The sequence below is a fragment of the Nostoc sp. NMS4 genome (assembly GCF_017115095.1).
GTDB lineage: Bacteria > Cyanobacteriota > Cyanobacteriia > Cyanobacteriales > Nostocaceae > Nostoc.
The window spans coordinates 1-24,121 of the sequence record NZ_JABXKI010000235.1 but is presented as its reverse complement, the minus strand read 5'-3'; the positions used below and the strand labels follow the sequence as shown (position 1 = coordinate 24,121).

22 protein-coding genes and 1 pseudogene are annotated in these 24,121 nt (G+C 40.9%); 13 read left to right on the top strand and 10 right to left on the bottom strand.

All coding sequences use genetic code 11. From position 1 onward, the window contains the following. From HWQ37_RS21055 to HWQ37_RS21010, 10 genes and pseudogenes are all read left to right on the top strand, one after another. A pseudogene (locus HWQ37_RS21055) lies at positions 1–324 on the top strand (P-aminobenzoate N-oxygenase AurF); the annotation flags it as partial. Positions 325–342: 18 nt separating this feature from the next. Then, the gene (locus tag HWQ37_RS21050) at positions 343–627 is read left to right on the top strand and encodes a 2Fe-2S iron-sulfur cluster binding domain-containing protein (RefSeq protein WP_292750497.1); all 285 of its coding nucleotides are present in this window, start codon (positions 343–345) and stop codon (positions 625–627) included. A 31-nt stretch (positions 628–658) separates the two neighbouring features. After that, positions 659–1,051, top strand: coding sequence for a deaminase domain-containing protein (locus HWQ37_RS21045; protein WP_292750495.1), 393 nt, complete (start codon positions 659–661; stop codon positions 1,049–1,051). A 14-nt stretch (positions 1,052–1,065) separates the two neighbouring features. Further along, on the top strand, positions 1,066–1,530 hold the full coding sequence (locus HWQ37_RS21040) for an SMI1/KNR4 family protein (protein ID WP_292750493.1): 465 nt from the start codon (positions 1,066–1,068) through the stop codon (positions 1,528–1,530). A 150-nt stretch (positions 1,531–1,680) separates the two neighbouring features. After that, a complete protein-coding gene (locus HWQ37_RS21035) occupies positions 1,681–3,030 on the top strand; it encodes an AAA family ATPase (protein ID WP_292750491.1) in 1,350 nt (449 codons plus the stop codon). Then, on the top strand, positions 3,027–3,893 hold the full coding sequence (locus tag HWQ37_RS21030) for a DUF4435 domain-containing protein (RefSeq protein WP_292750489.1): 867 nt from the start codon (positions 3,027–3,029) through the stop codon (positions 3,891–3,893). Before HWQ37_RS21035 ends, HWQ37_RS21030 begins: the two co-directional genes overlap by 4 nt. Before the next feature lie 29 nt (positions 3,894–3,922). Beyond that, positions 3,923–4,945 (top strand): aromatic ring-hydroxylating dioxygenase subunit alpha, encoded by a 1,023-nt coding sequence (locus HWQ37_RS21025; protein ID WP_292750488.1) that lies wholly within the window; start codon positions 3,923–3,925, stop codon positions 4,943–4,945. A gap of 136 nt (positions 4,946–5,081) precedes the next feature. Next, complete coding sequence (locus tag HWQ37_RS21020; protein WP_292750486.1) at positions 5,082–5,834, top strand: sterol desaturase family protein; 753 nt, start codon at positions 5,082–5,084, stop codon at positions 5,832–5,834. Next, positions 5,831–6,439 (top strand): DapH/DapD/GlmU-related protein, encoded by a 609-nt coding sequence (locus HWQ37_RS21015; RefSeq protein ID WP_292750484.1) that lies wholly within the window; start codon positions 5,831–5,833, stop codon positions 6,437–6,439. The genes HWQ37_RS21020 and HWQ37_RS21015 overlap by 4 nt, the downstream gene beginning before the upstream one ends. Then, positions 6,439–7,950, top strand: a complete 1,512-nt coding sequence (locus HWQ37_RS21010; RefSeq protein ID WP_292750482.1) for a GH3 family acyl-acid amido synthetase — start codon at positions 6,439–6,441, stop codon at positions 7,948–7,950. Before HWQ37_RS21015 ends, HWQ37_RS21010 begins: the two co-directional genes overlap by 1 nt. Positions 7,951–8,011: 61 nt before the next feature. Here HWQ37_RS21010 and HWQ37_RS21005 read toward each other — a convergent pair whose 3' ends face one another. Both HWQ37_RS21005 and HWQ37_RS21000 read right to left on the bottom strand, forming a co-directional pair. Then, complete coding sequence (locus HWQ37_RS21005; RefSeq protein WP_292750480.1) at positions 8,012–8,359, bottom strand: hypothetical protein; 348 nt, start codon at positions 8,357–8,359, stop codon at positions 8,012–8,014. A gap of 79 nt (positions 8,360–8,438) precedes the next feature. Next, positions 8,439–9,926: a CIA30 family protein gene (locus HWQ37_RS21000; RefSeq protein ID WP_292750478.1), complete on the bottom strand. Its 1,488-nt coding sequence runs from the start codon at positions 9,924–9,926 to the stop codon at positions 8,439–8,441. 332 nt (positions 9,927–10,258) lie between these two features. Here HWQ37_RS21000 and HWQ37_RS20995 point away from each other — a divergent pair, with 332 nt between their 5' ends. Further along, the gene (locus tag HWQ37_RS20995) at positions 10,259–11,059 is read left to right on the top strand and encodes an RMD1 family protein (protein ID WP_363318164.1); all 801 of its coding nucleotides are present in this window, start codon (positions 10,259–10,261) and stop codon (positions 11,057–11,059) included. Positions 11,060–11,325: 266 nt separating this feature from the next. Here the strand turns inward: HWQ37_RS20995 and HWQ37_RS20990 are convergent, their stop codons facing one another. The 3 genes from HWQ37_RS20990 to HWQ37_RS20980 form a co-directional block, all read right to left on the bottom strand. Continuing rightward, positions 11,326–15,234, bottom strand: coding sequence for an eCIS core domain-containing protein (locus HWQ37_RS20990; RefSeq protein WP_292750474.1), 3,909 nt, complete (start codon positions 15,232–15,234; stop codon positions 11,326–11,328). A 200-nt stretch (positions 15,235–15,434) separates the two neighbouring features. Next, positions 15,435–16,298, bottom strand: coding sequence for a class I SAM-dependent methyltransferase (locus HWQ37_RS20985; RefSeq protein WP_292750472.1), 864 nt, complete (start codon positions 16,296–16,298; stop codon positions 15,435–15,437). 152 nt (positions 16,299–16,450) lie between these two features. Then, positions 16,451–16,828, bottom strand: coding sequence for a hypothetical protein (locus HWQ37_RS20980; RefSeq protein ID WP_292750470.1), 378 nt, complete (start codon positions 16,826–16,828; stop codon positions 16,451–16,453). A 128-nt stretch (positions 16,829–16,956) separates the two neighbouring features. Between HWQ37_RS20980 and HWQ37_RS20975 the strand changes: the two genes are divergently transcribed. Then, a complete protein-coding gene (locus tag HWQ37_RS20975) occupies positions 16,957–17,145 on the top strand; it encodes a hypothetical protein (RefSeq protein ID WP_292750468.1) in 189 nt (62 codons plus the stop codon). Positions 17,146–17,463: 318 nt separating this feature from the next. Here HWQ37_RS20975 and tmk read toward each other — a convergent pair whose 3' ends face one another. The 5 genes from tmk to HWQ37_RS20950 form a co-directional block, all read right to left on the bottom strand. Then, positions 17,464–18,093, bottom strand: a complete 630-nt coding sequence (gene tmk, locus HWQ37_RS20970) for a dTMP kinase (RefSeq protein ID WP_292750466.1) — start codon at positions 18,091–18,093, stop codon at positions 17,464–17,466. A gap of 86 nt (positions 18,094–18,179) precedes the next feature. After that, positions 18,180–19,448, bottom strand: coding sequence for a lactate racemase domain-containing protein (locus HWQ37_RS20965; protein ID WP_292750464.1), 1,269 nt, complete (start codon positions 19,446–19,448; stop codon positions 18,180–18,182). Between the two features lie 2 nt (positions 19,449–19,450). After that, positions 19,451–20,287, bottom strand: coding sequence for an SDR family oxidoreductase (locus tag HWQ37_RS20960; protein ID WP_292750462.1), 837 nt, complete (start codon positions 20,285–20,287; stop codon positions 19,451–19,453). Positions 20,288–20,703: 416 nt separating this feature from the next. Further along, complete coding sequence (gene uxaC, locus HWQ37_RS20955) at positions 20,704–22,125, bottom strand: glucuronate isomerase (RefSeq protein WP_292750460.1); 1,422 nt, start codon at positions 22,123–22,125, stop codon at positions 20,704–20,706. 26 nt (positions 22,126–22,151) lie between these two features. Next, the gene (locus HWQ37_RS20950) at positions 22,152–23,183 is read right to left on the bottom strand and encodes a LacI family DNA-binding transcriptional regulator (RefSeq protein ID WP_292750458.1); all 1,032 of its coding nucleotides are present in this window, start codon (positions 23,181–23,183) and stop codon (positions 22,152–22,154) included. 263 nt (positions 23,184–23,446) lie between these two features. Here HWQ37_RS20950 and HWQ37_RS20945 point away from each other — a divergent pair, with 263 nt between their 5' ends. Further along, positions 23,447–23,932 carry a gluconokinase gene (locus tag HWQ37_RS20945; RefSeq protein WP_292750456.1) on the top strand — a complete coding sequence of 162 codons (486 nt, stop codon included), beginning with the start codon at positions 23,447–23,449 and terminating at the stop codon, positions 23,930–23,932. Positions 23,933–24,121: the final 189 nt, after the last annotated feature.

Here is a 24,121-nt window from a genome sequence, read left to right as displayed (position 1 = left end):
AAGATTTATCGGGTGTTGCGATCGCCAATTTTTGAGATGAGTGACAAAGATGCTAAAGAAATGATGCGGCGTTGTTTTACGGAGGAGTCGGAAGGATTGCAGCGCAGTTTTTCAACTCATCAGGAGGCGATGAAATCTTATCAGGTGTATGTTGAAAAACTCGATTATATTTGGCAACGTAATCGGAATATGTCACTAATGGCTACTAATTCAATTTCTCGATATTTAGAAACTCAAAAAAGGGCTTTTCAAGGTTTTGAACACCAAGAGGATTTGTTTTTAACTCACGACCGGCGCAGAGGGGAATGGAAGAGTGTTGTTTAAGTAAAATTGTTGCGTATTATGGCTGATTTATGCAAGATATCTTTTCCGGGAAGTGATTCTGTTCCTATCACTCTGGAATGTCATCAAAGTTTGTCTGAACATCTCACGATTCAGAATTCACCTGTTTTATTTGGTTGTCGGACTGGAATTTGTGGCACTTGTTTGGTTGAGGTTATTGGTGATATTCCTCCTCCCCAACCTAATGAACAGGAAATGTTGGAGACTTTAGCACCTAATCATACTAATATGCGGTTAGCTTGTCAGGTTAATGTTACAGGTAATGTTGAGATTCGTAGGATTTAGATGGTGATTTAAAACAACTAAAAGAGCAAGTATGGATTGGTTAAAGCGCGTCGCAGAAATTCGTAAAACTTGTAACGTGCCAGCACCAGCCCGAAATGTTGCTATTGCTAGAGTATGGGTAGATAAGACGTTTACCGAGCTATTCGCCTTTAGTGGTAAGCTGTTGCGAGAGGGAGCCGTTATTTTACCGAATCAACCGATGTTTAAAACATTTGAAGTTACCGGACATCGAAGAGACTTAGACTCAGAGTACAAAATATTAGAAGCGATTGCCGAAAAATATACAAATAATAGAGAAGTAGAGGGTAAGATTGAGTTATTCACCGAGAGAGAGCCATGTGATTCGTGTGAGTATGTCATTAAGCAGTTTAGGCAAACTTTCCCGAACATTCAGCTAAATATACATCACGGAAACATTGCGTAAAGGAGTCGGTATAAATGTCAATTCGCAATTTACCCGAACCACTTCAGCTTATTTTTAACGAAAATCAGCTTTCGCCATGTTCAAATTTGGAAATAATTCAATTTGAACAACAACAAGGTATTACTTTGCCCAGTATTTACAAAGACTTTCTCAAGATGATGGGGCATGGTGCTGGTAAGTTTTTGCGTGGTTCAGATTGCTTCTACCAGCATCTACCGCAAATTCAAGAATGGGCTAAAGAACTTTTGGTAGAAAATGATTTTCCTGAAGCTTTGCCAGAGGATGCTTTTGTATTTTTCATGCACCAGGGTTATCAGTTTAGCTTTTTCAGGCTTTCAGAAGGTGATAACCCACCAACTTACTCATATTGCGAAGGGCAGGAAGAGCCTTATTTTGTTAAAAGTCATGATACGTTTAGTGACTTTCTAGCGGTGGAAATCGAGCTATATTTAAAATCTTCGATGTCTCTAGCGAGTTAGATATTTGCCATATCAAATTGACAATCAGTTTTTCTCCTACCCAAGACTTTTTCATTTGTACCCACTAAAAGCAAATTATAAAACCTTATTTCCTGGTAATGATAGATACACTGTAGGATTGCACGACCTTAAACATGGGACTTAATGATTATGCGAATTAAGCAAATTTCTGTTAGCGGGTTATTTGGGATTTTTGATCATACAATTCCGTTGAACATGGATGATAGGATCACTGTCATTCATGGACCTAATGGTTTTGGAAAAACAGCAATGTTGAGAATTTTGAATGGATTTTTTAACTCTCGATACTCGGAATTGCGAACTATTCCATTTAGTAATTTTTGCGTTAAATTTAATGATAGTAGTTATATTGAGATAATAAAAAATACTGAACATTCCGAAACAATAGATAATAATATGGTTTTTAATTTTTATCAGCAAAATTTAGATGTATTAAGTTTTCCTTTAGAACAAATAAAAATTCGTCCTGATACGCTAGATTTTCCACTTTCTGTTCTTGATAATTGTATCCCAGGATTAGACCGAATAGGTCCTAAGACATGGTTATATAATCCGACTGAAGAACTTCTTTCTTTAGAGGAGGTTTTAGAACGTTTTAATAATTTATTACCTTTAAATTTAAAATTACAAGAAGAACCTGATTGGCTAGGAAAATTAAAGAACAACATTCATGTTCGCTTAATAGAATCACAACGTTTGTTGAACTTTGTTCCTAATCGTCGTTCCAAATCAGATAATAGAACATCTTCAATGTTGTCAACTGTATCTGCATATTCTTATGAACTTGCCAAGCTAATGCAAGATAAGTTTAAGGAATATGGCACAATATCTCAATCTCTTGATAGAACTTTTCCCATGAGGGTAGTAAAACAACAGTCATCACCAGATTTAACAGAGGAAGAACTGCGTAATCAACTCAATGAACTTGAAGAAACTCGTTCTCGTCTTATAGAAGTAGGTCTTTTAGATCAAGATGAAGATTCAGAGTTCCAAATTCAACCACAAGACATAGATGAAAGTACCAAAAACGCTTTATCCGTATATGTTGAAGATGTAGAAAAAAAGCTAGATGTTTTTACTGAAATAGCGACAAAAATTAATTTACTGAAGATAATTATTAATAATAAATTTTCCTACAAAGAAATAAATTTTAGCAAAGACAAGGGATTTGTTTTTAAAATACTTTATAACTCCTCGTTATCTGATTCAAAAACTCTATCACCAACTGATTTATCATCGGGAGAACAACATGAATTAGTGCTTTTATATGAACTACTATTTAAAGTTCAGCCTAATTCCTTAGTATTGATAGATGAACCTGAATTATCTCTTCATGTAGGCTGGCAGGTTCAATTTTTAAGGGATCTGCAAGAAATTACTAAGCTTACTGATTTAGATATTCTCATGGCTACTCATTCACCAGATATTATTCAAGATCGCTGGGATTTAACGGTTGAATTGAAAGGTCAAGGAAAATGAGAGAGTTTCTGACCGTTGACCGTGTTGCGAACAAAATTCGACAATTGAGACAGACTTATTCAGGAGCTTTCTTATTAGTAGAAGGAAGTTATGATAAAGTTTTTTATGAAAGATTTGTTGATAAATTAGCTTGTCACTTAGAGATTACTGCGGGAAAACCATCCAGTAAGCAGCGTGCTATTGAGATTTTAGCAATTTTGGAAACATCAAATTTTCAGGGAGTTCTAGCAATTGTTGATGCAGATTTTGATCGTCTGCAAAATATACCAGTCAAAAGTCCTAATCTACTCCTCACCGACACTCATGATCTAGAGACTATGTTAATCCAGTCACCGACTCTTGATAAAGTAATAGCTGAATTTGCTTCTGAAGATAAAATTTCCCAGTTGAATCGAGATATTAGAGAGGTATTACTTTCAGTTGGTATTTCAGTTGGTTATTTACGCTGGATTTCTCAGTCTGATGGATTGAATCTCACTTTTGAGGGTATTATATTTAGCAGGTTTATTAATGAGAAAAACTGGCAATTTAATGAATTAAAATTGATTCAAGAAGTTAAGAATAAATCCCAAGCTTTTTACTTAAAAGACGAAGAAATTCAACAACGCTTAAACAGTGAGAAAAGTAATAATCACGATCGTTGGCAAGTCTGCTGTGGTCATGATTTGGTAGAAATCCTATCACTTGGTTTACGCAAGGTTATTGGAACTAACAACGCTGCTGATGTTGAACCAAATAGTCTTGAGCGCAATTTACGGCTTGCTTATGAAGTAGCTTACTTTTGCAAAACTCAGCTATATTCGGAAATTCGCCTATGGGAAACCAACAATCCACCATTTAAGGTTTTGCGGAATGACGCATAACTCTTTTAATATTCTCCCCACCACCCACTATGCAATTTGCAGATTTCTGGTATATTGTCGCACTCAGCCAACAGCTACAACCTAACAAGGTATTATCACGCACCGTTTTAGGAGAATGGTTAGCGATATTTCGCGGTGAAGATGGACAACCCGTAGCTTTGCGCGATCGCTGTTTACACCGCAATAGCCGTCTATCATCAGGTAAAATCTGTAACGGTGCTTTACAATGTCCCTATCATGGTTGGGTATATGACGGGGTTGGAAACGTGATTGCTGTTCCAGCCGAAGGAGATGATTTCAAAGCTTCCCCACAGCGTCGAGCCAAGTGTTACGCTACCAAAGAACAAGATGACTATGTTTATGTGCGGTTAGCCGATACGCCAAGCGTTGATCTTGAACCCTTTTCTATGCCTCACTACGGACAAACCGGATGGGAAACGGTGCGGGTAATTAACCGTTTTGCTAACAATGTGACTAATTGTGCGGAGAACTTTATTGATATTCCCCATACGGCTTTTGTTCATCCTGGTGTTTTCCGTACTTCCCGCCAACAAAAGTTAGAGATGACTGTTGAACGCTGTCATGGTTCGGTTTTGGTGGAGTATCGCAACGAAAACAGTAATTTGGGATGGTACAGCCGTTTTCTCAATTTGCAGAGTGCAGAGATTAAACATAGCGATCGCTTTTATATGCCAAACATTACTTCTGTAGAGTATAAGATGGCACATAATCGCCATTTGTTCATTACCAGTCAATCTATTCCAGAAACCGATAATTCAACCCTGGTTTATACTGATGTCACTTATAACTATGGTATTTGGAATAAATTAGCACGTCCCTTTGTGCGGTGGACTGCTCAACACATTATCCGCCAAGACGTGGAAATTTTGGGTATTCAAGGGGAAGCGATCGCTAAATACGGGACACAATTTTATAATACCCCTGCGGACACAATTCATATATTTGTAGAGTCAATTATGGCAGCCATATCTCGTGGGGAAGATCCGCGTTTATTGCCAAATCAATCAGTAGAAGTTACATTTTGGGTTTGAAAATAATTTGTAATTACCCCCCTTAATCCCCCCGATGTATTGGGGGGAGATCGGAAAATCCAGTTCCCTCCCCTTTATAAGGGGAGGGTTAGGGTGGGGTAAAACCCATGTTTAAAATCAGTGTGAGCAATCAAAAGTGGAAATAAAAAACTTTGGACAACTAATAATTTTTGGTACTTTTATCGGATTATTTGGTTGGACTATTACCAATCACCTTGGACTAACTCAATTGAAACTAAAAACTCGTGAAGATTGGTTGCTAGATGGTACAGGATTAACGATTCAAGGAATTTTGATTCCCTTACTACAAGCTACTTTAGTTTATTCGCTATATCAACATATATTGCCTGTTCAACAAGGAAGTTTAAAACTATTATTAATACCGACTTTTATAATCAGTTTTGTTCTAGTTGATTATTTATATTATTGGAATCATCGTTTATTACATACTAAATTGTTGTGGAAGGTTCATCAAGTCCATCATACTGTTACTCAGATGGATGTATTAGGAACTTCTCGTAACACACTTTGGACAAGTTTGTTAATTGTTTATTTATGGATACACACTTTGTTTTTGTATCTCTTAGCCGATCCAACAGGTTATCTACTTGGAGTCAGTCTAACTTCTGCCTTAGATTTATGGCGACATAGCAACTTGATAATTCCTGAAAATAGCTGGTTTTATCAATTTTTATCTTCTTGGTTAATCTTACCACAGGATCATGCTTGGCATCATTGCCGCGAAATCCACAATTATAACTATGGCGCTAATCTGAAAATTTGGGATAGGTTACATGGAACATGTTATGAAAGCAAAAAAATGCCATCTATAATCGGAATTCCGATATCATTAAACTTGTTCCAAAAACTTTTATTCCCATTTACATGACAGTTATAAGTAAAATTCTTTTATTTTTTCCCACCTTTATATTATTGCTAACTGGAGCAGCAATAGTCTACCTCGCCTATTCACCGAATATCTTCAGCATTCTGGCGGTATTCTTTTCTATTTATGGGCTACCAGTACTAGTTTACCGCTTGCATGAATGGGTTTATCCTGTGCGGGAAGGTATTAGTTATCTACTAGGTAAAGAATATAGTCCTTGGTGGGGTAGTCATCAAATTCAGGTAATTTATATTGCCATTCCAGCTTTAGAAACAGTGTTGCGATTAATTCCGGGGGTGTTTTCTTGTTGGTTACGATTGTGGGGTGCTAAAGTAGGGCGAGATGTTTACTGGACACCAAGTTTAGAAATTGCCGATCGCAGTTTATTAGAAATTGGCGATCGCGTCGTTATTGGGCATCGTGTCGCTATCTATTCTCATATTATCAAACCCCGCAAACAAAATTTAATGTTGTATGTCAAAAAAGTCAAGATTGGCAGCAATGTTTTTGTGGGGGCTGGATCTAATCTTGCTGCTGGTGTAGTCATTGGTGATGGTTCTTATATACCAGCAACCAGTAACCTTTATCCTAATCAAAAGGTGCAATAATGCGTCCGATTATTCAGCTTTTTGGGCAAATCCTTGCGCCAACTGCGAGGCGATTTCATCAAGCTTTAGATAACCCAGAGTTAATGCAAATATCTGTACAGAAGGAAATTTGCGATCGCTTAATCAAGAGTGAGTATGGCAAAACTTTAGGAATTCATTCTGTAGACGATTGGCAACGTGTACCAATAGTAGATTATGATGCACTCGAACCCTACTTCAATCCAAAACAGCAGCAAATTTCCCTCACACCAGAACCCATTTTATTCTACGAAAAAACCTCTGGTAGTAGTGGTGCAGTAAAATGGATTCCTTATACTCAATCTTTGCGGCGATCGTTTAATCAGATGTTTTGTGTATGGGCGCATGATTTGATTTTACACGGGCCAAAATTTTCTACAGGCAAGATTTATGCTTGTATTTCGCCGCAATTAAATGTAGCTGATAGCCAAACTTTACAAGATGATTTAGATTACTTAGATGGCTGGTTGCGTTGGTTTTTGCGTCCTTGGTTGGTGATGCTAAATCAACTTAATCGGCTCCATGACGCGAACTTATTTAAACATCAACTGTCTTTAGCATTATTAGAGACTGAAAAACTAGAAATTATTTCTATTTGGAGTCCTAGTTTTCTCCAAGTACATTTAAAATATATTCAAGAAAATCAGAATTTATTGCAAGCAGAATTACACAACCGGATTTCACATAGTCGCTTGCAAATCCTCAGCGAAAGTAACATTCCCTGGATGCAACTCTGGCCAAATTTAAAACTGATTTCTTGCTGGGATAGTGCCAATGCAGCAGATCAAGCGCAAGGATTAAGATTACAATTCCCAGGTGTATTGATTCAAGGTAAAGGACTACTAGCAACGGAAGCCCCAATAACGATTCCGTTGATTGTCGCTGGGGGATGTGTGCCGGTTCTCGATGAGGTGTTTTTCGAGTTCGAGGATGAGACTGGTTCCCTGTATGCTTTACATGAACTCAACATTGGCAAGGAATACACGGTTATTTTATCGCAGAAAGGGGGTTTGTATCGTTATCGAATAGGCGATCGCATCCGAGTAACTCATTACTATCGCCACACTCCCTGTTTAGAGTTTCTCGGACGACATCAAGCCGTTAGCGATTTGGTGGGCGAAAAGTTGCAAGAAACCTTTGTGAAAAATGCTCTGACTCTGTTAAACTTGCCAGAAATTAATTTTAAAAGCTTAGTACCAATTGCCGATCCTCCACACTATATTTTATTACTAGATTCGGCAAAAGAAACCCCAGAAATTCTTGCTCAACAACTGGATCAGGCTCTATCAGCATCACATCATTATAAAATAGCGCGATCGCTAGGTCAACTTGCACCACCACAGGTTTTAATCTCTAATCAAATTCCTGAAATATTAGTTTCCCATCGTATCCGCACTGGAAGTATTTGGGGAGGTATTAAACATCCAATTCTGGCAACATCACCCATTAGCATTGAACTTTTACAAGAATTAATGAAAATTCTAGATCGCTAAATATATGACTGATTATTGTAGAGACGGCGATTCATCGCGTCTCTCGCCTTTTATTAAATATTTAGCGTGATTCTAATTTAGCAACTCGCTCCTCTAATTTATTAACTTGCTGTTTCAATTCAATCACTAAAGTTGCAAGGCGATCGAACATCGGATCTTGCTGTGATAAGTTCCCTCTAGAACCATTTGATTGTCGTGGGGTAAGTGTTGTTCTTGAGGATGGAGACTGACGGGTTTTACCTAGCTGAGACTCTAGCTGATTTAACCGCGACTCAATCCGATTAAAGTCTGCTTCTAAGTTATTGATGCGGGACTCCACTTGCTGCGATGAGGCAGTTTGAGATAAAAAACTGCCCCAAATAATTGTTACTAAAATCCCGGCGATTACTAACACCTTGATTTTTTTCATATCAATAGCTGACTTGTTAGAACAGTCTATCTAATCAGACTTAATTGGGATAGTTTCAGACTAAAAATCTGTGGATATTTCATCTCTTATCCGGTTGTAAGCTAGAAAATAAACTCTGCCAATCAATGGAGTTGACAGTATTTTCTCCCTGCTTAACCTCAAATGTAATATTAGACGCTTTTCCTATTTTTAGCGCTTGCACACAAAGTTCTGCCACATCCTCACGGCTGATTTTGCCTCGAATATTATCACCTTGCTCAAATATTAATTCCTTACTTCCTGCATCTTCAGTTAAAGCACAAGGTCTAATAATTGTATAAGGAATTCCGCTTTCTCTTAAACTATCTTCTCCCTTCAACTTCCAAGTTAAAATTCCTCCTAATTGGTCATTTAATTTCACTGCTGGGGGTTCTTCATCTAAATTAATGCCAGGGCGACCAGGACGAGTTACACCTGCTGAACTAACGAGGATAAATTGTGGTAAAATTGTCCCTCCATAAGCTTTAATTGATTCCAATTGGAAAGCAAAACCACCTGGAGAAAACTTGGGATTTAAAGCGCCATCGTATTCAAATTTGCTCAACATCAGTTGGAATGAACAAATTCTACTTTGCTCAATTGGCGGTGCATCTTTAACAACTTTTGCCCGAAATACAGGAGTCAAATCTGCAAAGGGAATGTGAATATCTATCCAAGTATTAGCTACGGTATCGAAAGAATAGCTGTAGCCAATACCATCCCATTTTGTATCTGTCCGTAGAAAGATTTTATAACGCTGACCGTCACCTTTGACGCACAATTTCACACCTTCATAACTAGATAAATTGAAGGGCGGATCAAAATTCTTCGTTCTGACAGAAGCAAATCCACCAGAGTTAGCGGTGGAGACATTACCCGCAAATAAAGCTGTATTTTCTACTAATTGGATATTACTGGCACTCACACCACCCATGACGACATCATCCAATGCCCCCCAATTATCCTTTAATTCTGCTGATGGCTTGGTGAAATCAAATATTACTTTTTCCTTTGCTTGAGGTAAATATTTTACCGCCGCTTCGACTAAGTTTTTAACACCTTGATATTCTACATTTTCTGGAGTATCACCAACAATTTCAGGTTGGTAAAATTTAACACCTTGATAATATTTTGCTCTATCTGCTGTGTCTCCCTCAACTGGTTGTACACGCACTGCTGTGCAACAAATTACAGCTTTGATATCAGCCATAACTAAAGGAGTTAAAGTTTCTGGTTGCGTGATATCCGCAACTACTAAATCGATATCATTACCAAGAATTGAGCGCGCTTTGTCAATATCTCGAACTAGGGCGCGAACTTTATAACCTTGTTGAAGCGATCGCAGCACAACTCGTTTACCGACACCACCTGTTGCACCTGCTACTAATATTACCCCCACGTTTCTTCCTCCATTGGGTCTATATTGATTATCTTTAGGACGACCTTGGATTAACTGCTGTACCCAGTTAAGGAAAGGAATTACCTCAAAGTAAGTCAGGGTTTCGAGAAACCTGCCTAAGTCCCATTGAGAACGATTTTTGTCAGTCATATTTGCGTCCTCATAATTTTCTTCACTCTAACAATTTTGGGGGGAGTGGCGAGTAATGTAGTTAAATTACTTGAAAAAGGACAATCCCAATTTACCCTCCGAATTTTAGATTTTAGATTTTGGATTTTTTGGGGTACAAGCCCCACCCCACATGGAGTGGAAAAATCTAAAATCGTCAATCTAAAATCCAAAATTGGTTGACCAAAACAGGGTGTAGAGTCTAGGGCAAAGACGAAATGGTAAGCTGAGATTGTAGTTATCTCCGACAACAGGCATTAATTACTATCGTTACCAGAGCAGTAAAGCAAGCAGAATATAGCTTCCGGGCAACAATGCAAAAACTCCTTTTTAATGACAAAGACAGATTTAGAGCGCAGGCCCTATTCCTTGGTAAAGGTATTAACTTACAGACGCTGGATAATTACGTTTGCTTGGCGAGTATGCCAGTAATAGTTAAAGTCGGTGAAGAAGGCTACGCGGTATTGCTGTCCTATGGTGCAGTTGTCCTGTTTAACCTTGAACCTGTAGAAAAGGTCGCCTTTTTGACCAAACTCTCCTCTCAAATTAGCGGCCCTTTTACCGATCCGGAAACAGAAGAGGTGGAAGTTCATCTCAGTATTGGTGAGAGTGAACGAGCTAAAGAAGGAAAAATTTTACTGCATGAATTGAGTATAGAACGCTTGCAGATAGTGGCTGATATTCTCGCCAAAAGTGTTGTGCTGTCTCACTATGAAACCAGCCTAGCAACTGTATTCGATCAAATTGAACCGTTTGCAGCTAGTCTCCAGCGTGAAAATAGGAGTAGACAACAAAGCCGGGAATTACTGCGCCAACTAGGGACTACCCTATTAGTTCAACATAAGATTGTGGGTCAAGTAGAGATTATCGATAAGCCGGAGTTGCTCTGGGAATCTCCACAGCTAGAAAACTTATATCTGCGCTTGGAGGATGAATACGAAATCCGTGAGCGTCACCATGCCCTAGAACGTAAACTAGACCTAATTTCTCAAACCGCCCAAACGGTGCTGGAGTTCATGCAGCATAGCAGTAGTCAGCGAGTAGAGTGGTATGTGGTGATTCTGATTGTGGTCGAGATTTTGCTGTCACTTTATGACATCATTTTCAAAGGCTGATGTTAAATTTGGGGTTGTGATATCAAGTCCGCCAAATCAACCATAATAAACAGTTTGTAGTGGGGACTTCAGTCCCCAAAGCCAGGACTAAAGTCCTTACTACGAACATTTTTTATTCAGCTTGATTAACCGAACATGATATGAAGTGGCGATCGCGCAGCGCATAAGGTGAACAAAGCAAATATCGCGCAGCGTCTCCCACAGGAGAAGGATCGTTTAGAATTCAGAATAAATTCTGACTCCTGAATTCTGACTTTAACGCTTCTTCAAAACTTGTTCAAAGCCTTGGCGATCGCTGCTTTCTTCACTCGCATTGCAAAATCGAGTGGGAAAAACCTATGATCATCCAACTGATTCCAACTCACTTCCTGTTTCAACTTACCTATCTCTCCTTTCAGCTCTAATATCTGGATAGTATTCCGATTCTGAATATTGTTCTCTACAAACTCTGGGGGGACTGGTTGAGTGGGTTGCGTAATACTTGGATCTGTGAGAGCTTGTATCTGCTGATCTCTGTCTTGCAGATATTTTTCCAGTACATCATTGTAAACTTTTTGAACTGCACTATCTTTCTTATCATCATTCAAGCTTAAACTAGAGAATATCAGGTCTTTTTCTTCGTCGCTTCTTGATGCTTCTAGCTTATCGGCAATATTTCCAGCAAGTTGACTTTGAGCAGCTTTTTTAGCAGCTTTTTTATTATCTATGGCCTCCTGGCTCTGCATTTGCTCCATAAGTTTTTGTATTCCTAGTTTTCCCATGTGAAAGCTTGCAACAGTTGCACCCGCAATAGTAGCAGTCAATAATCCGTATGGCCCACCCAGAGCATAAGCTGTAATCCCACCACCTGCTGTAATAGCACCAAGAGCAGTCTTGACACCTGCACGGGTCATTTTCTTGATCTGTATTTTTTGAAGTTCTGTTAGCGTGTTATCTCCAATTATACCTTGACCGCTATTTCTTTTACCTAGACCTGTATAATTCTTGTAAGCCTTCGTAAGTTTGTAGGCTCCTTGTAAAGTCTCAGCAGCACCTACTACCGTACCAGCCATAGGAGCAACCGCTCCGCCCGAAATTATTTGCACTGATTCTGCGCCTACCAAGCCAGCATTATTTAAACCACTAGCAATATCTTTAATTGCACCGGCTGTCGATTTTGTCAAGTCTGCAACGTTTTTCGCACCCCTAAGCCAAGATTTGTAACTGCGATAATTCTCTTTTTGATAAGCCTTCATACCCTCATCGATATAAGCGTTGATCTTTGGCAGGGTTGTGAAAACGCTAGCCATTGACTTACCTAGATCAAAGACTGTCGATTTACCACCGATCAAAGCCCCTTGTTGGATAGAGGATACCGCTCCTCCTATCTTTCCCCCTTGTTTGATAGCTGATGTCAATGTCGATGCAGGACTAGTCTGTTTGTTATTCCGAACGTGTTCGACACCCCTATATATTTGGGTTGATAGTATTCCATTATATGTAAGCCAAGAAGCAAGCTCACCGAAACTATTAGATCCATCTGCAATTCTTTGCCTAGATGACTTCTTCTTCTGATTGATCCATGCCGCTTCCAGTAAGCTCTCTGAATTCTCAAAAAGTAGCATCCAACCATTAAAAGCTTTGGTTAGATCCCTAGTCATGCCAATGAAGGCTGCATCATTTCCAAATTTCTCAGACAGTCCAAGACCGGGAGGAATAGGTTTTAGAATCGTTATTGGGTTTGCTTCATTTGCGGGAAGATTCTGTGCAAAAACTTGATCGGTATTTGAGTTGGGCGAATTTTGCCCCAAAATTTTGTTTAGATCTGAATAAGTCTCATAGTGCTTTGTCCCTGCTACAATTTTCTTCCTCGCCTTTTTGGTGGAATCAAAGTGTTTACCGATCCTTCCTCTTTTTTTCTTTCTTGTTGCGGGTGGAGGTGGCGCTTGTGGCTCAATGATTATCCCTCCTAATCGTCTAATTTCTAAGTGTTGGAGCATTTGTTGGTCTATTTCCCTCAACTGCTCTCTTATTTCCCTGATGACAGGATCTGTGGTACGCTGCTGCAAATCTGTAAGTGCCTCTTGTCTTTGCTGATCGGACATCATTCGCAAACGTCGTACTTCCGGTACTACAGGTATTCGTTGGCGCTGCTGTTGTTGCGGTCTCAGGGGTGGTTGCTCCTCTACCTCTTGCTGCGATTGCGATCCAGAGGCTGAAACTTCAACTTCCTTGTGCTTCCCTCCAGGCTTAGGCAACTGCTCCATTTTTATTGAGTTGAAGTAGAACTCACCTCCGTCTCGCTTCTGCCTCCCGTTCCTACGCGATCGCCACATTCCTGGGTCTAAGTCGGACTCATCTTCCCACTCTTGTGCTTCCTGTTCCGGTGTCAGGGGTGGTTGCTCTTGTAATCTTTGCTCCGACTCAGACGCTGAAACTTCAACTGCCTTCTGCTTGCCTTTACTAGGCTTAGGCAACTGCTCCATTATCGAGTCTAAGTCGGACTCATCTTCCCACTCTTGTGCTTCATCTTGCTTCTGCTTCCCTTTACGCTTAGGCAACTGCTTACCTTTACGCTTAGGCAACTGCTTCCCTTTACTACGCTTAGGCAGCTGCTCCATTATTGAGTCTAAGTCGGACTCATCTTCCCACTCTTGTGCTTCCTGTTCCGGTGTCAGGGGTGGTTGCTCTTGTAATCTTTGCTCCGACTCAGGCGCTGAAACTTCCTTCTGCTTGCCTTTACTCTTAGGCAACTGCTCCATTATTGAGTCTAAGTCGGACTCATCTTGCAACTCTTCTGCTTCCTCTTGCGGTGTCAGGGGTGGTTGCTCCTGTAATCTTTGCTCAGACTCAGGCGCTGAAACGGAACCTTCCTCCGGCTCCTCCTCTTTGCGCCACTGCTTTATTATTTCGGCCAGCCGCAGAGGTTTCAAAGCTGTTTGCCTCTCTTGTTCCTGGGAACTTACGGGTGCTTGACTCTGCCCTGAGTTTTCTATCTTAGCCTGTTGACTGAAGAACTTCTGCCTTTTCTCTAGCGTTGATAAGATTGCAGACCGTGTAGCCTCAGATTCTACTATCGCCTTTTGAGTTTGTTCCTGTAATAATTTTTCCTGTTCTTGCTCATTAGACAGCTTAGGTTCTTCTGCGTCCCTACTTTGGGAAGTAGAAGCCTCTGGTTGTTCAGTAGTTAAAATTTCTCTTTGAGTGGAAGATTGATCGTTGTCTGAATTATTAGTGGGCGACCCTGGCTGTTCTCCTGTCTGAGATAACATCCGCGTTTGTACAGCAGCAGCAGCTACGGGACTCAAAAAACTGTCTTCCTCAACTATTCGGCCTAATTCTTCTGAAGGGGCATTTTGGATACCTGCCACCACCCTAGTAATATTTTCTCCCAGAATTCCACCTATCGCAGCTTCAAGATTAGGGTCTTCTTCAGGATCGGACTCTTCTTGAGCATCAAAAAATTCTTGGTTATCGTCATCCTCAACTGCTGGCTGATTTCCATCAACCATACACTGCACAACATTATCTTGAGCAGACATCCGTTGTATTCCAGAATTCGCAGTTTCAGTTACTTGTGCTGGCTCACCCCGCGCGGCTTTAGCACCTAGCACATCGGCTTCAGCCTCTAATTGAGGGTCAGCATTAATGGCAACCCCCTTAGACTGAGGCGCGGTCACTCGCCCCTCTTGTTGTTGTATTACGTGACCTAATTCGTGTCCTAGTATCTTTTTACCTGACGGAGTGGTGGGTCGATACTGACCTGGGGGAAAGTGGATATTTTCTCCCTGAGTATAGGCTAGTGCGCCGATCTTCTCTGCTTGTGGCCCTTCGTGAATGCGGACACCAGAAAAGTCTGTACCAGTACCAAAGGCAGGTTGCATCTCTTCTTGCAACCATTTCGCCATAGGTTGACCGCCGCTATTGGGAGTTAGGTTTATTTCCGAGAGATCGTTGAGTGTCTCCTTAGCTTGCTTGAGCTGAAGTGTCTCAGACATTGCTGGTTTCACTCTTGGAAATATCGGGATCTCGGCATAGTTAAATCTTTTATGTTTTGTTTTCTCTGGTGTCTGGGTTAACTCCTGACGCTGTAGGGTAATGTTTGCGGCAAAAGGACGCGACTTAATTTTAGGTTGTATTGGGATGACAGCATCTGAAATGGTTTTTTGAATCTTTTTCGTATGTAACGTTTTCATTCCAAAGTCTCCTTAAGTGATGGCTATCAAACTTACTAAACTTATTTTTTTAAACGCTAGGATAAGTGATATCAGAGTTTTGTCTATATATTTACACAGACAAATTATACTAATAGTTACAGATTTTAAGTTAAGAAAAATGAAGTTTTGGCAAACAGATGGTTACCAAGACTTATCCATCGACTTGGATAAAACCAAGCTTAGGAGGCTTTGGGTTTGATAAACTTAAGACTCATGCGATCGCTCTCTCCAATGGTGAGGAAGTGTTGCCTGTCTTTTTGACCTTGGCTCAAGGTTGGTGGTAGTGTCCAAACTCCGCCCGGATAGTCCTTGGTATCTTTTGGGTTAGCATTAATCTCTGATTTGCTCACCAATTTGAAGCCAGCCTTCTCCACAGCAGCAATTACCCCATCTTCTGACATATACCCAGTTTTAATACTCTCTTGTAAAGAAATCCCTGGTTTGCCACGGTGTTCTTCCACCCCTAAAATGCCCCCTGGCTTCAGTGCTTTGTAAGCCGCCGCGTAAACCTGCTCGGCATAGCCAGCTTTCACCCAGTTGTGAATATTGCGGAAGGTAACAACCATATCCACAGAGTTTTCTGGGGCTAGGGTCAGTTCATTTGGGGGATTGATTTGGGCTACTTTGACCTTACCAAAAACCTCTGGATTAGCTGCGAGTTTCTCTTGTAAAGCCAAAGCGGGTTTACTTGTGCTAGGAGTCAAGTTAGTAACTATGAGTTGTCCCTTGGGGGCGAGAAATGGGGCTAATATCTCAGTATACCAACCGGTACCTGGCCACAATTCAACCACTGTCATGTTTGGGCGCAAACCGAAGAATTCGAGGGTCTGGGCTGGGTGGCGGTACTTGTCTCGGAGGCGATTCTGCTCTGAGCGATGACTGCTGGTGAGTATGGTTTGAAGTGTGGTTGCGCCGTTGAATGTCGCTTTTTGGCTCTCGTTGGCTAGTACAGTTGGAGGCATTACGGATGCCAAGAGGAGGAAAGCTAGAGTCAGGGTTTTCAGCAAGCCTTGGCGGGGGGTGAGATTTTGTACAAATTTCATAGCTGTTGTTTTTATTTCCCCCTTCAGCATAAAGGTTAATAGCGTTGCGATCGCACACCAATTCACTACAACTACAAATCAACTCTTAGGACATAGAAAAGTCCCCAGCTTTTGGTTGCTAGGGACTAACTACTTTCGGCTCGTAAACTGATTTACTGATTTAGCAGTCCGATAGCCATTTCAAGATACATTTTAGCCTTGTGCAAGTTCAGTAAACTCTCTTGGTCGTATCGGTCGGGGTAGCTCATCGCCTTACGCTCTAAAGTTATCCGAATTAGTGCCGCTTGTTCATCAGTGGGGGAGTTCATCTCATCTACGACCCCTTCGAGGAATTGAATTACACTGAAGCCTGGTGATTTTAATCCTCTTCCTTGCCTTAATTGAGAGAGTGCTATCTGTGGGAATGCCATTAAGGTAACAATCCAACTAGTCTTGTACCCTCCATTTCCGGTAGGCTTTAATCCGTAACGCCTACATAAATCTCTCAACTCAGCAGTGGTTTTGATTTCGAGTTCTGACCTTGTGAACATAAAATAGAATTACCCATTTGTAAAAGTGGTATCGGTGGATGCAAACTTTACCAGGGTGAACATCCACCAATTAAACATTTTCCACTGGTAGGCACGTGGATAATATGATTATTTATATTTCTATACAAATGACCAAGAACAAGGGCAAGCCAGAGAATTTAAAACCGTTCACTACAGACAGAGAAGAACCATTAACCGAAAGATTAAATTTACGCATCACTAAGACAATGAAAGAGGAAGTGCAGCAACAAGACGACCCTCCTGAGTTTTGTAGAGAAGCTATTCAAAAAGCATTGGATGAGAAAAAAGGGAAGTAGTGAAAAGTTGTTGGAGTTTAGTGCAACAACTTTTCTAAATTCATTAAAAACTTTTAGGTTTCTTATACCAATTCTGTATGAAGATGCGCTAAACCATAAGTACAAAAAAGAAAAACGAACCGCAAAGGACGCATTCGCGGAGCGTCTCGTCAGAGAAGGACACAAAGAAAGAAGTTAAAAGGGTTTGGCCTAGCCTCACAAAGAAATGGTATTAAGCTGTTACGCACAGGTAACGAAAAATCGAACCACAGAGGCGCGGAGAACACGGAGAAATGAGAGTTTTAGAGATATTTTGCGTAAGTCCTGTTTATGTTTGCCCTACGTTGCCAAGTGTAGGCGTAAAATTCCTTGAATTACCTCTTGTACAGCTTCTTTACTCAAGCTGCCATCTACGCGCACAATTCGTGAGGGATGGGAGGCGGCTATTTGTGCGTATCCTTGCTGAACGCGGCGATGAAAAGCGATTGTCTCTTGTTCAATGCGGTCTAGTCCTACTTTATCTGAGAGTTTGCGGGACAGTCCCACTTCGACATCGACATCTAGCCAAATAGTTAAGTCGCTTTCTAAACCACCAGTAGCAATATTGTTCAGCTGATTGATTAAACTCATGTTCAGACCGCGACCATATCCTTGGTAGGCAATGGTAGAGTCAGTGTAGCGATCGCATAAAATATATTTCCCGGCTGTGAGATTTGGTTTAAGTTCTTGTTCGACGTGTTGCGATCGGTCAGCAGCATACAATAAGAGTTCTGTCACTTCTGCAACGGGTTTATCTTCTGACTTTTCTAGTAGCAAGCGGCGAAGATGTACACCTAACTCTGTTCCCCCTGGTTCACGAGTTACCACTACAGAAACACCTAGACTTTCCAACCACTCAGAACTAAGCTGCATTTGGCTGGTTTTGCCACAGCCTTCCACCCCTTCAAATACAATTAATTTGCCACCCATGCTTTTTTGTTCGCTGCAATAAACTGATTCGCTGACGTTTTATCAGATCAAGAATAGCGCGAAGTGTAAAATCTTAATTTAATTACCTAAAATTTGCTGTAATTTAAACGGTATAATATCTCGCCAGCCTTTGGCACAAGCAAGATGCCTTCATCCTCTCGGTTAGCCCATTCAGTGGGTTGAATAGTAGCCGGGTCACGATAGTTTAAGTTATGAGCAGCACAGCGTTCAGCAGAAATGCCAGTAGCTAAAGTCACACGAATCCGCGCTTCTTCCCCTTTTATCGGATCAAAAGTACCCATCCCTTTTAAGTGAGTACTATGAGCCAGCACTCCAGCCGGATACTCTTGAAATTTATGCCACTGTTTGAGAAAGTAATCTCGCACATGATAGCCAATTTGTGATAAGATTTCGCCGTGTGTATAGCTAAACTCGGTAATGTGAGGAGCATATATAATTACCTCGCCTCCGTCAGCAACTACTGGCTCTAGCTTGTACATTCCTTTAGCCGCAGTCCAAATGTCATCATACATTTGGGGCATGACTGAAAGCACTTGTTTAAAAGGCTGCTCGACATATTTAATATGCAGTTTAGCTGATAATTTTGCAGCGTCTTCCCAGGCGGATTCTGGTTGATCTATATAAAGTCCAGCTAGCTGATTTGTTTTGGGTGCGACCACCATCGCCAAACAAAGTTTTGGGGTAGAAATCAGGTTAGCGGCTCGGTTAATCAAACGCCGGACTGGTGTGATTCCTAGCGTACCGATAATTTCGTAACAAGTAATTAAAGCGCCTAACCAGTGTGAGAGATTAATGACTTCTTGACCACTAATACCAGGAAAAAAATATTTATTTCCACCAGAGAAGCCGACAACTTCGTGAGGAAAAACTGGGCCGCATATTACGATTAAATCATATTCTTTTACAAGTTTATTAACACGCACATCAACTGACTGATGTAGCATTCCACCGCTAATTTCTGCTATTTCATCTGCCGAAATTATTCCACAAGAAATAAAGGTATCTGGCTGATTCCAAAGGTGGTTAAAGATGCGAACTTTTTTAAAAGTTGTCTCTCGCTCCTCTGGTGTTACTCCTACCAAATGATTGATTTGTTCTTCACTCATGGGATTATGTGTACCCAGAGCAATTAAAAAATCTAGAGCCGCTACTCTTTGACTCAATTCTTGATGAAGCAATCGAAACATTTGCGGGATGGGAGCAGTGCGGGTACTATCTGGAATTAACACCAAGATGCGCTGTCCATCAAACTTCCGGTCTGCTAAAGCTTGATGAACTAACCCGGAAACTTGTTCATCTGAAAGTGTTCCATTATTTACAGCCAGTGAATACATGATTAAACTCCACTGTAGATACTAAATCCACCATCTACCGGCACGACTACCCCGTTAACAAAACTAGAACCAGAACTACATAACCAGATTAAGGTGCTGAGTAACTCATCTGGTTTTCCGAAACGTCCGGCGGGAGTATGGTCAATAATTTTTTGCCCGCGAACAGTCAAACTACCATCAGAATTTAAGAGTAAATCTCGATTTTGTTCCCCAATAAAAAAACCTGGCGCGATCGCATTTACTCGCATTCCATCACCATACTTTTGGGCGAGTTCTACCGCTAGCCAGCGAGTAAAATTATCTATCCCCGCTTTCGCCGCAGAGTAGCCAACCACACGGCTAATTACTCGAATAGCAGACATAGAAGAAATATTGACAATGCAACCGTGGGGTTGACTTCTTTCCACCATTGCTTCACCGAAAACCTGACAAGGCAGTAGAGTCCCAACTAAATTGAGGCTAACCACTTCCTCAAAAGCAACGCGAGGCATATCAAAAATAGTCGCATCAGCAGTAATCGTAGCAGCCGGAATATTACCGCCAGCCATATTTACCAAGATATCTATTTCACCCCAACGCTGTATAATAACATCCCTAGCGATTTCTAATTGAGAGCGATCGCTAACATCTGCCACCACAGCCATACTTTCTCCACCATTAGCAGTAATTTCAGCCACCACCGCACCCGCTCGTGCTTCATTGCGACCCAAAACGACGATTCGCGCTCCCGCAAGAGCTAAACCGCGTGCCATAGCCCCACCAAGCACACCAGAACCGCCTGTGATTACTGCCACCTGCTCCTTTAAGCTAAAAAGTTTATTTAAAATCAACTCTGGCATCAATAGATTCCCCCGCTTATTTAAATTCGTAATTAAAAAAGTCAATATTTAATCTGGATTTACAGGTTTATTCTGTAGCTAGAACTAACCCTTTTCACGTAGGTAAAAATTATCCAAAATTAATTCCTCTTATCTCTGTGGTCTTTGAAGACGCGATTTATCGCGTCTCTACAATAAGGGTTTTGGGGTTATATGAACTGTATTGACTTATAATCCAATACAGTTCACTTAAGCTCCTCTTCCTTCTCTTCCTTCTCTTCCTTTGCGTCCTTTGCGTCCTTTGCGGTTCGTTAAAAAAATCACTTTTACAAAGAGTAAAGCCTTGACTGAACCGCATTGACTTATAACAAAAAAAGAGATTTTACAAGTCACCTTGAAAGGGCTAGCCCTAATAGCTTGATTTCGGAAAATTGGTATTAGTCCAACTTGTAAGCAACCTTAGCAAGGTCATAAGCCAAAGCACGAGCCATATCATACCCTTCCTCCTCCTCAACCAATCCCCGTGCTACCAATCCAGCCAACCAATTACAAGCCACCCGCCGCCAGACATGATGACGAGCCGGAATCGAAACAAAAGCCCGCGTATCATCATTAAATCCGGCTGTATTATAAATACCAGCAGTTTCCATCACCTGATTGAAATAACGCTCCATACCATTTAGGCTGTCGTGAAACCACCAAGGCGGTCCAAGCAATACAGTGGGATAATGACCAGCTAACGGAGCCATCTCTCGGCTGTAAGTGCTTTCATCCATACCAAAAATGATTAAATGAAAACGCCGATCGTTACCGTAAGCTGACAACAACGGGTGCAGATTTTGAGTCCACTCTATTTTTAACGGAATATCAGCACCTTTATCAGATCCAAATTTCTCAAATAAAGCCGGGTTATGGTTACGCATCACACCACAATGCATTTGCATCACCAAGCCATCTTCTACACTCATCCGCGCCATTTCCATGAAGATATGACCGGTAAAATGTTCTACATCTCCTGGATTCAGCTTGTCGGTTAATGCTCTGGCAAATATAGCTTCGGCTTCCTGTTCAGAAAGGCGTGTGGTATAAGGTGTAGCTGCACCTTGATCGGTAGCTGTCGCGCCCATTTTTTTAAAGAAAGCTCGACGTTCTTCTAAAGCTTGGACAAAATTGGCGTAAGAGTTAATTTCTCTACCGATACTGCTTTCCAACTTGCTAAGATTTTCCCGCCAACCAGGAGCATCCAGATTAACCACTGCATCGGGGCGAAAAGTTGGTCTAATTTGAGTAAAACCTGATTCGTGGAGCGATCGCTGATTCTCTAGATTATCACTGGCGGCATCGGTAGTACAAAGCACTTCGATGTTAAAGCGTTTGAATAAAGCACGAGGGGAAAACTCCGGTAAGGCTAACAAACCTTCTAGACAATCGTAGATATATCCTGCGTTGCGAGAGTTTAAAGGTTCATCCACCCCAAAGACGTTATTTAGTTCCTCTTTCAGCCACAACCCGGATGGAGTACCCTGGAATAGATAAAAATGGTCAGCGAACAATTGCCAGATTTTGCGGTGGTCGGTTTCTCCTGGTGAACCATCATTAGTAGGTATGCCCAAAGCTTGCAGAGATACGCCCTGACTATAGAGCATCCGCAAAAGGTAGTGGTCAGGAATAATCAGTAATTCGGTTGGTGAACCAAAACGGGCTGCGGGATTAGCCAACAAAGCTGGATCTACGTGTCCGTGTGGACAGACTAGAGGTAACGCAGATATACTATCAAAAAATTGATGGGCTAATCGTCTTTGAATTGGTTCTGGAGAAAAACAGCGATCGGCAGATAAATTCGGTTTTTTAGTTAACATAATTTTTGTATCAATTGTTTTGAATCTTAAATTGTTAATAATGCTGCACTACTACCACGCTGTAATAGAAAAGGAGATAAAACGCGGTTTTCTACAGTTTTTTCTGCTAATAAATCGAGTAACATTTGCATGGCATAGCCACCAATTTCTAACATTGGCTGGCTAACTGTAGTTAGTGCCGGCGTAACGTAACAACCCAAAGCAATACCATCAAATCCGACAATACTTAAATTTCGCGGTACTAAAATACCTAATTCTTGACAGGCTAAGAGAGCGCCAACTGCTACCATATCGTTGTAACAAAAGATGCCTGTTACTTCCGCAGCCAATAGTTTAGAAAGCATATTTTGGCCAGTGGCAACATCGCTGGTTCTAGTATCATATTCATCACTAATTGAAACCCAATCAGTATTGTGTGGGATACCAGCTTCCGCAAGGGCTATTCTATATCCTTCTAGGCGCTGCTGGTTTGACCTGCTGCGATCGCCTACACCCAAATAACCAATAGCGGTATGTCCCAAACTAATTAGATGCTCTGTGGCTAATTTAGCACCTAAGCGATCGTCTATTGCTACTGAGTGAAATATTTCCGATTGATCTTCAGTCTGGCTATTAATCAGAACTGTTGGCACAGCAATTTGTGTGAGTTGTTTAGTATGCTGTTTACTAATTCGTGAGTCGGCTATTAACATCCCGTCCACTCTACGGCGATGAAAAGTATCAATAGCTGCCATTTCCTGCTCAAAATCTCGGTGTGAAGCACTCAATAAAACACTCAAACCTGCTGGTTTGGCTATCTTCTCGATTCCCTCTACCACCTCCGCAAAAAAGGGATCTGAAATTGAAGTTACTACTACACCAATGGTATTAGTACGTTTATTTTGCAAGCTTTGAGCAATAGCATTCGGCACATAGCTCATCTCCTGCGCCAGTCGCTTAATTTCTTCTCGCACTTTCGGGCTAATGAGAGCGTTATCTCTCAAAGCGCGTGAAACTGTAGAATGAGAAACACCTGCTCTACGGGCAATATCTTCAATTGAAATTCTTCGTTTATTCATTATTTTAGCTTTTAAATATTGCACACGTGTGCATTTGTATGTATTATAGAAAATAATCGTTATTTGTCAAGAGATTTTAATACAACTCACATTTTGGATGGAAAAGAGTTAAAAGTCCTAGTACACCACGGCGGAAATAAACCACTTTAAATCAATGAAACCCTTGTGCTGTATTCATTTTGAATTTTGAATTTTGAATTGTTAACTCTGTCTGCGATCGCAACTACAATTTCCAAATTAGTTTAACTTTTATTAAGAAAAAAATGATTATTATCCTAATGGGTGTATCGGGTTCTGGTAAAACTACCATCGGAAAACTGCTAGCAGACTCCTTAGAATGGGAGTTTAGCGACGCTGATGCTTTCCACTCGCCAGAGAATGTTGAGAAAATGCGGCGTGGTATCGCTTTGAGTGAAGCAGACAGGATGCCTTGGTTACAAGATTTGCAAACAGCCATAAAGCATTGGCTGCAAGAAAATAAAAATGTGGTGCTGGCGTGTTCGGCTTTAAAAGATAGCTATCGGGAATTTTTATTATTGGATAGCGAACGCATTAAGCTAGTTTATCTCAAAGGGTCTTATGAGTTGATTCAAATGCGGTTGAAAGAGCGTAGCAATCATTACATGAGCGAAAAACTGCTCGACAGCCAGTTTTATACACTTGAAGAACCATTAGACACTCTATCTATTGATGTTGCACAGTCACCGCAGATAATTGTCCAAAATATTAGAACGGCTTTGGAAATTTAGCTTATGGTGACAACCGCAATATTAAGATTAATCACGTATCTAGGAAAACACGAACTTTTGGCAACTAAATCACATCAAATATAGGTCTTAATGTTAAGTCTAAAGAAACCATCAAAGCAACCGCATAGCTGTAACCCACACTCCGCACTTCAAATTGAAGTACACAGAGATTACAGTTAAGATAAAAGC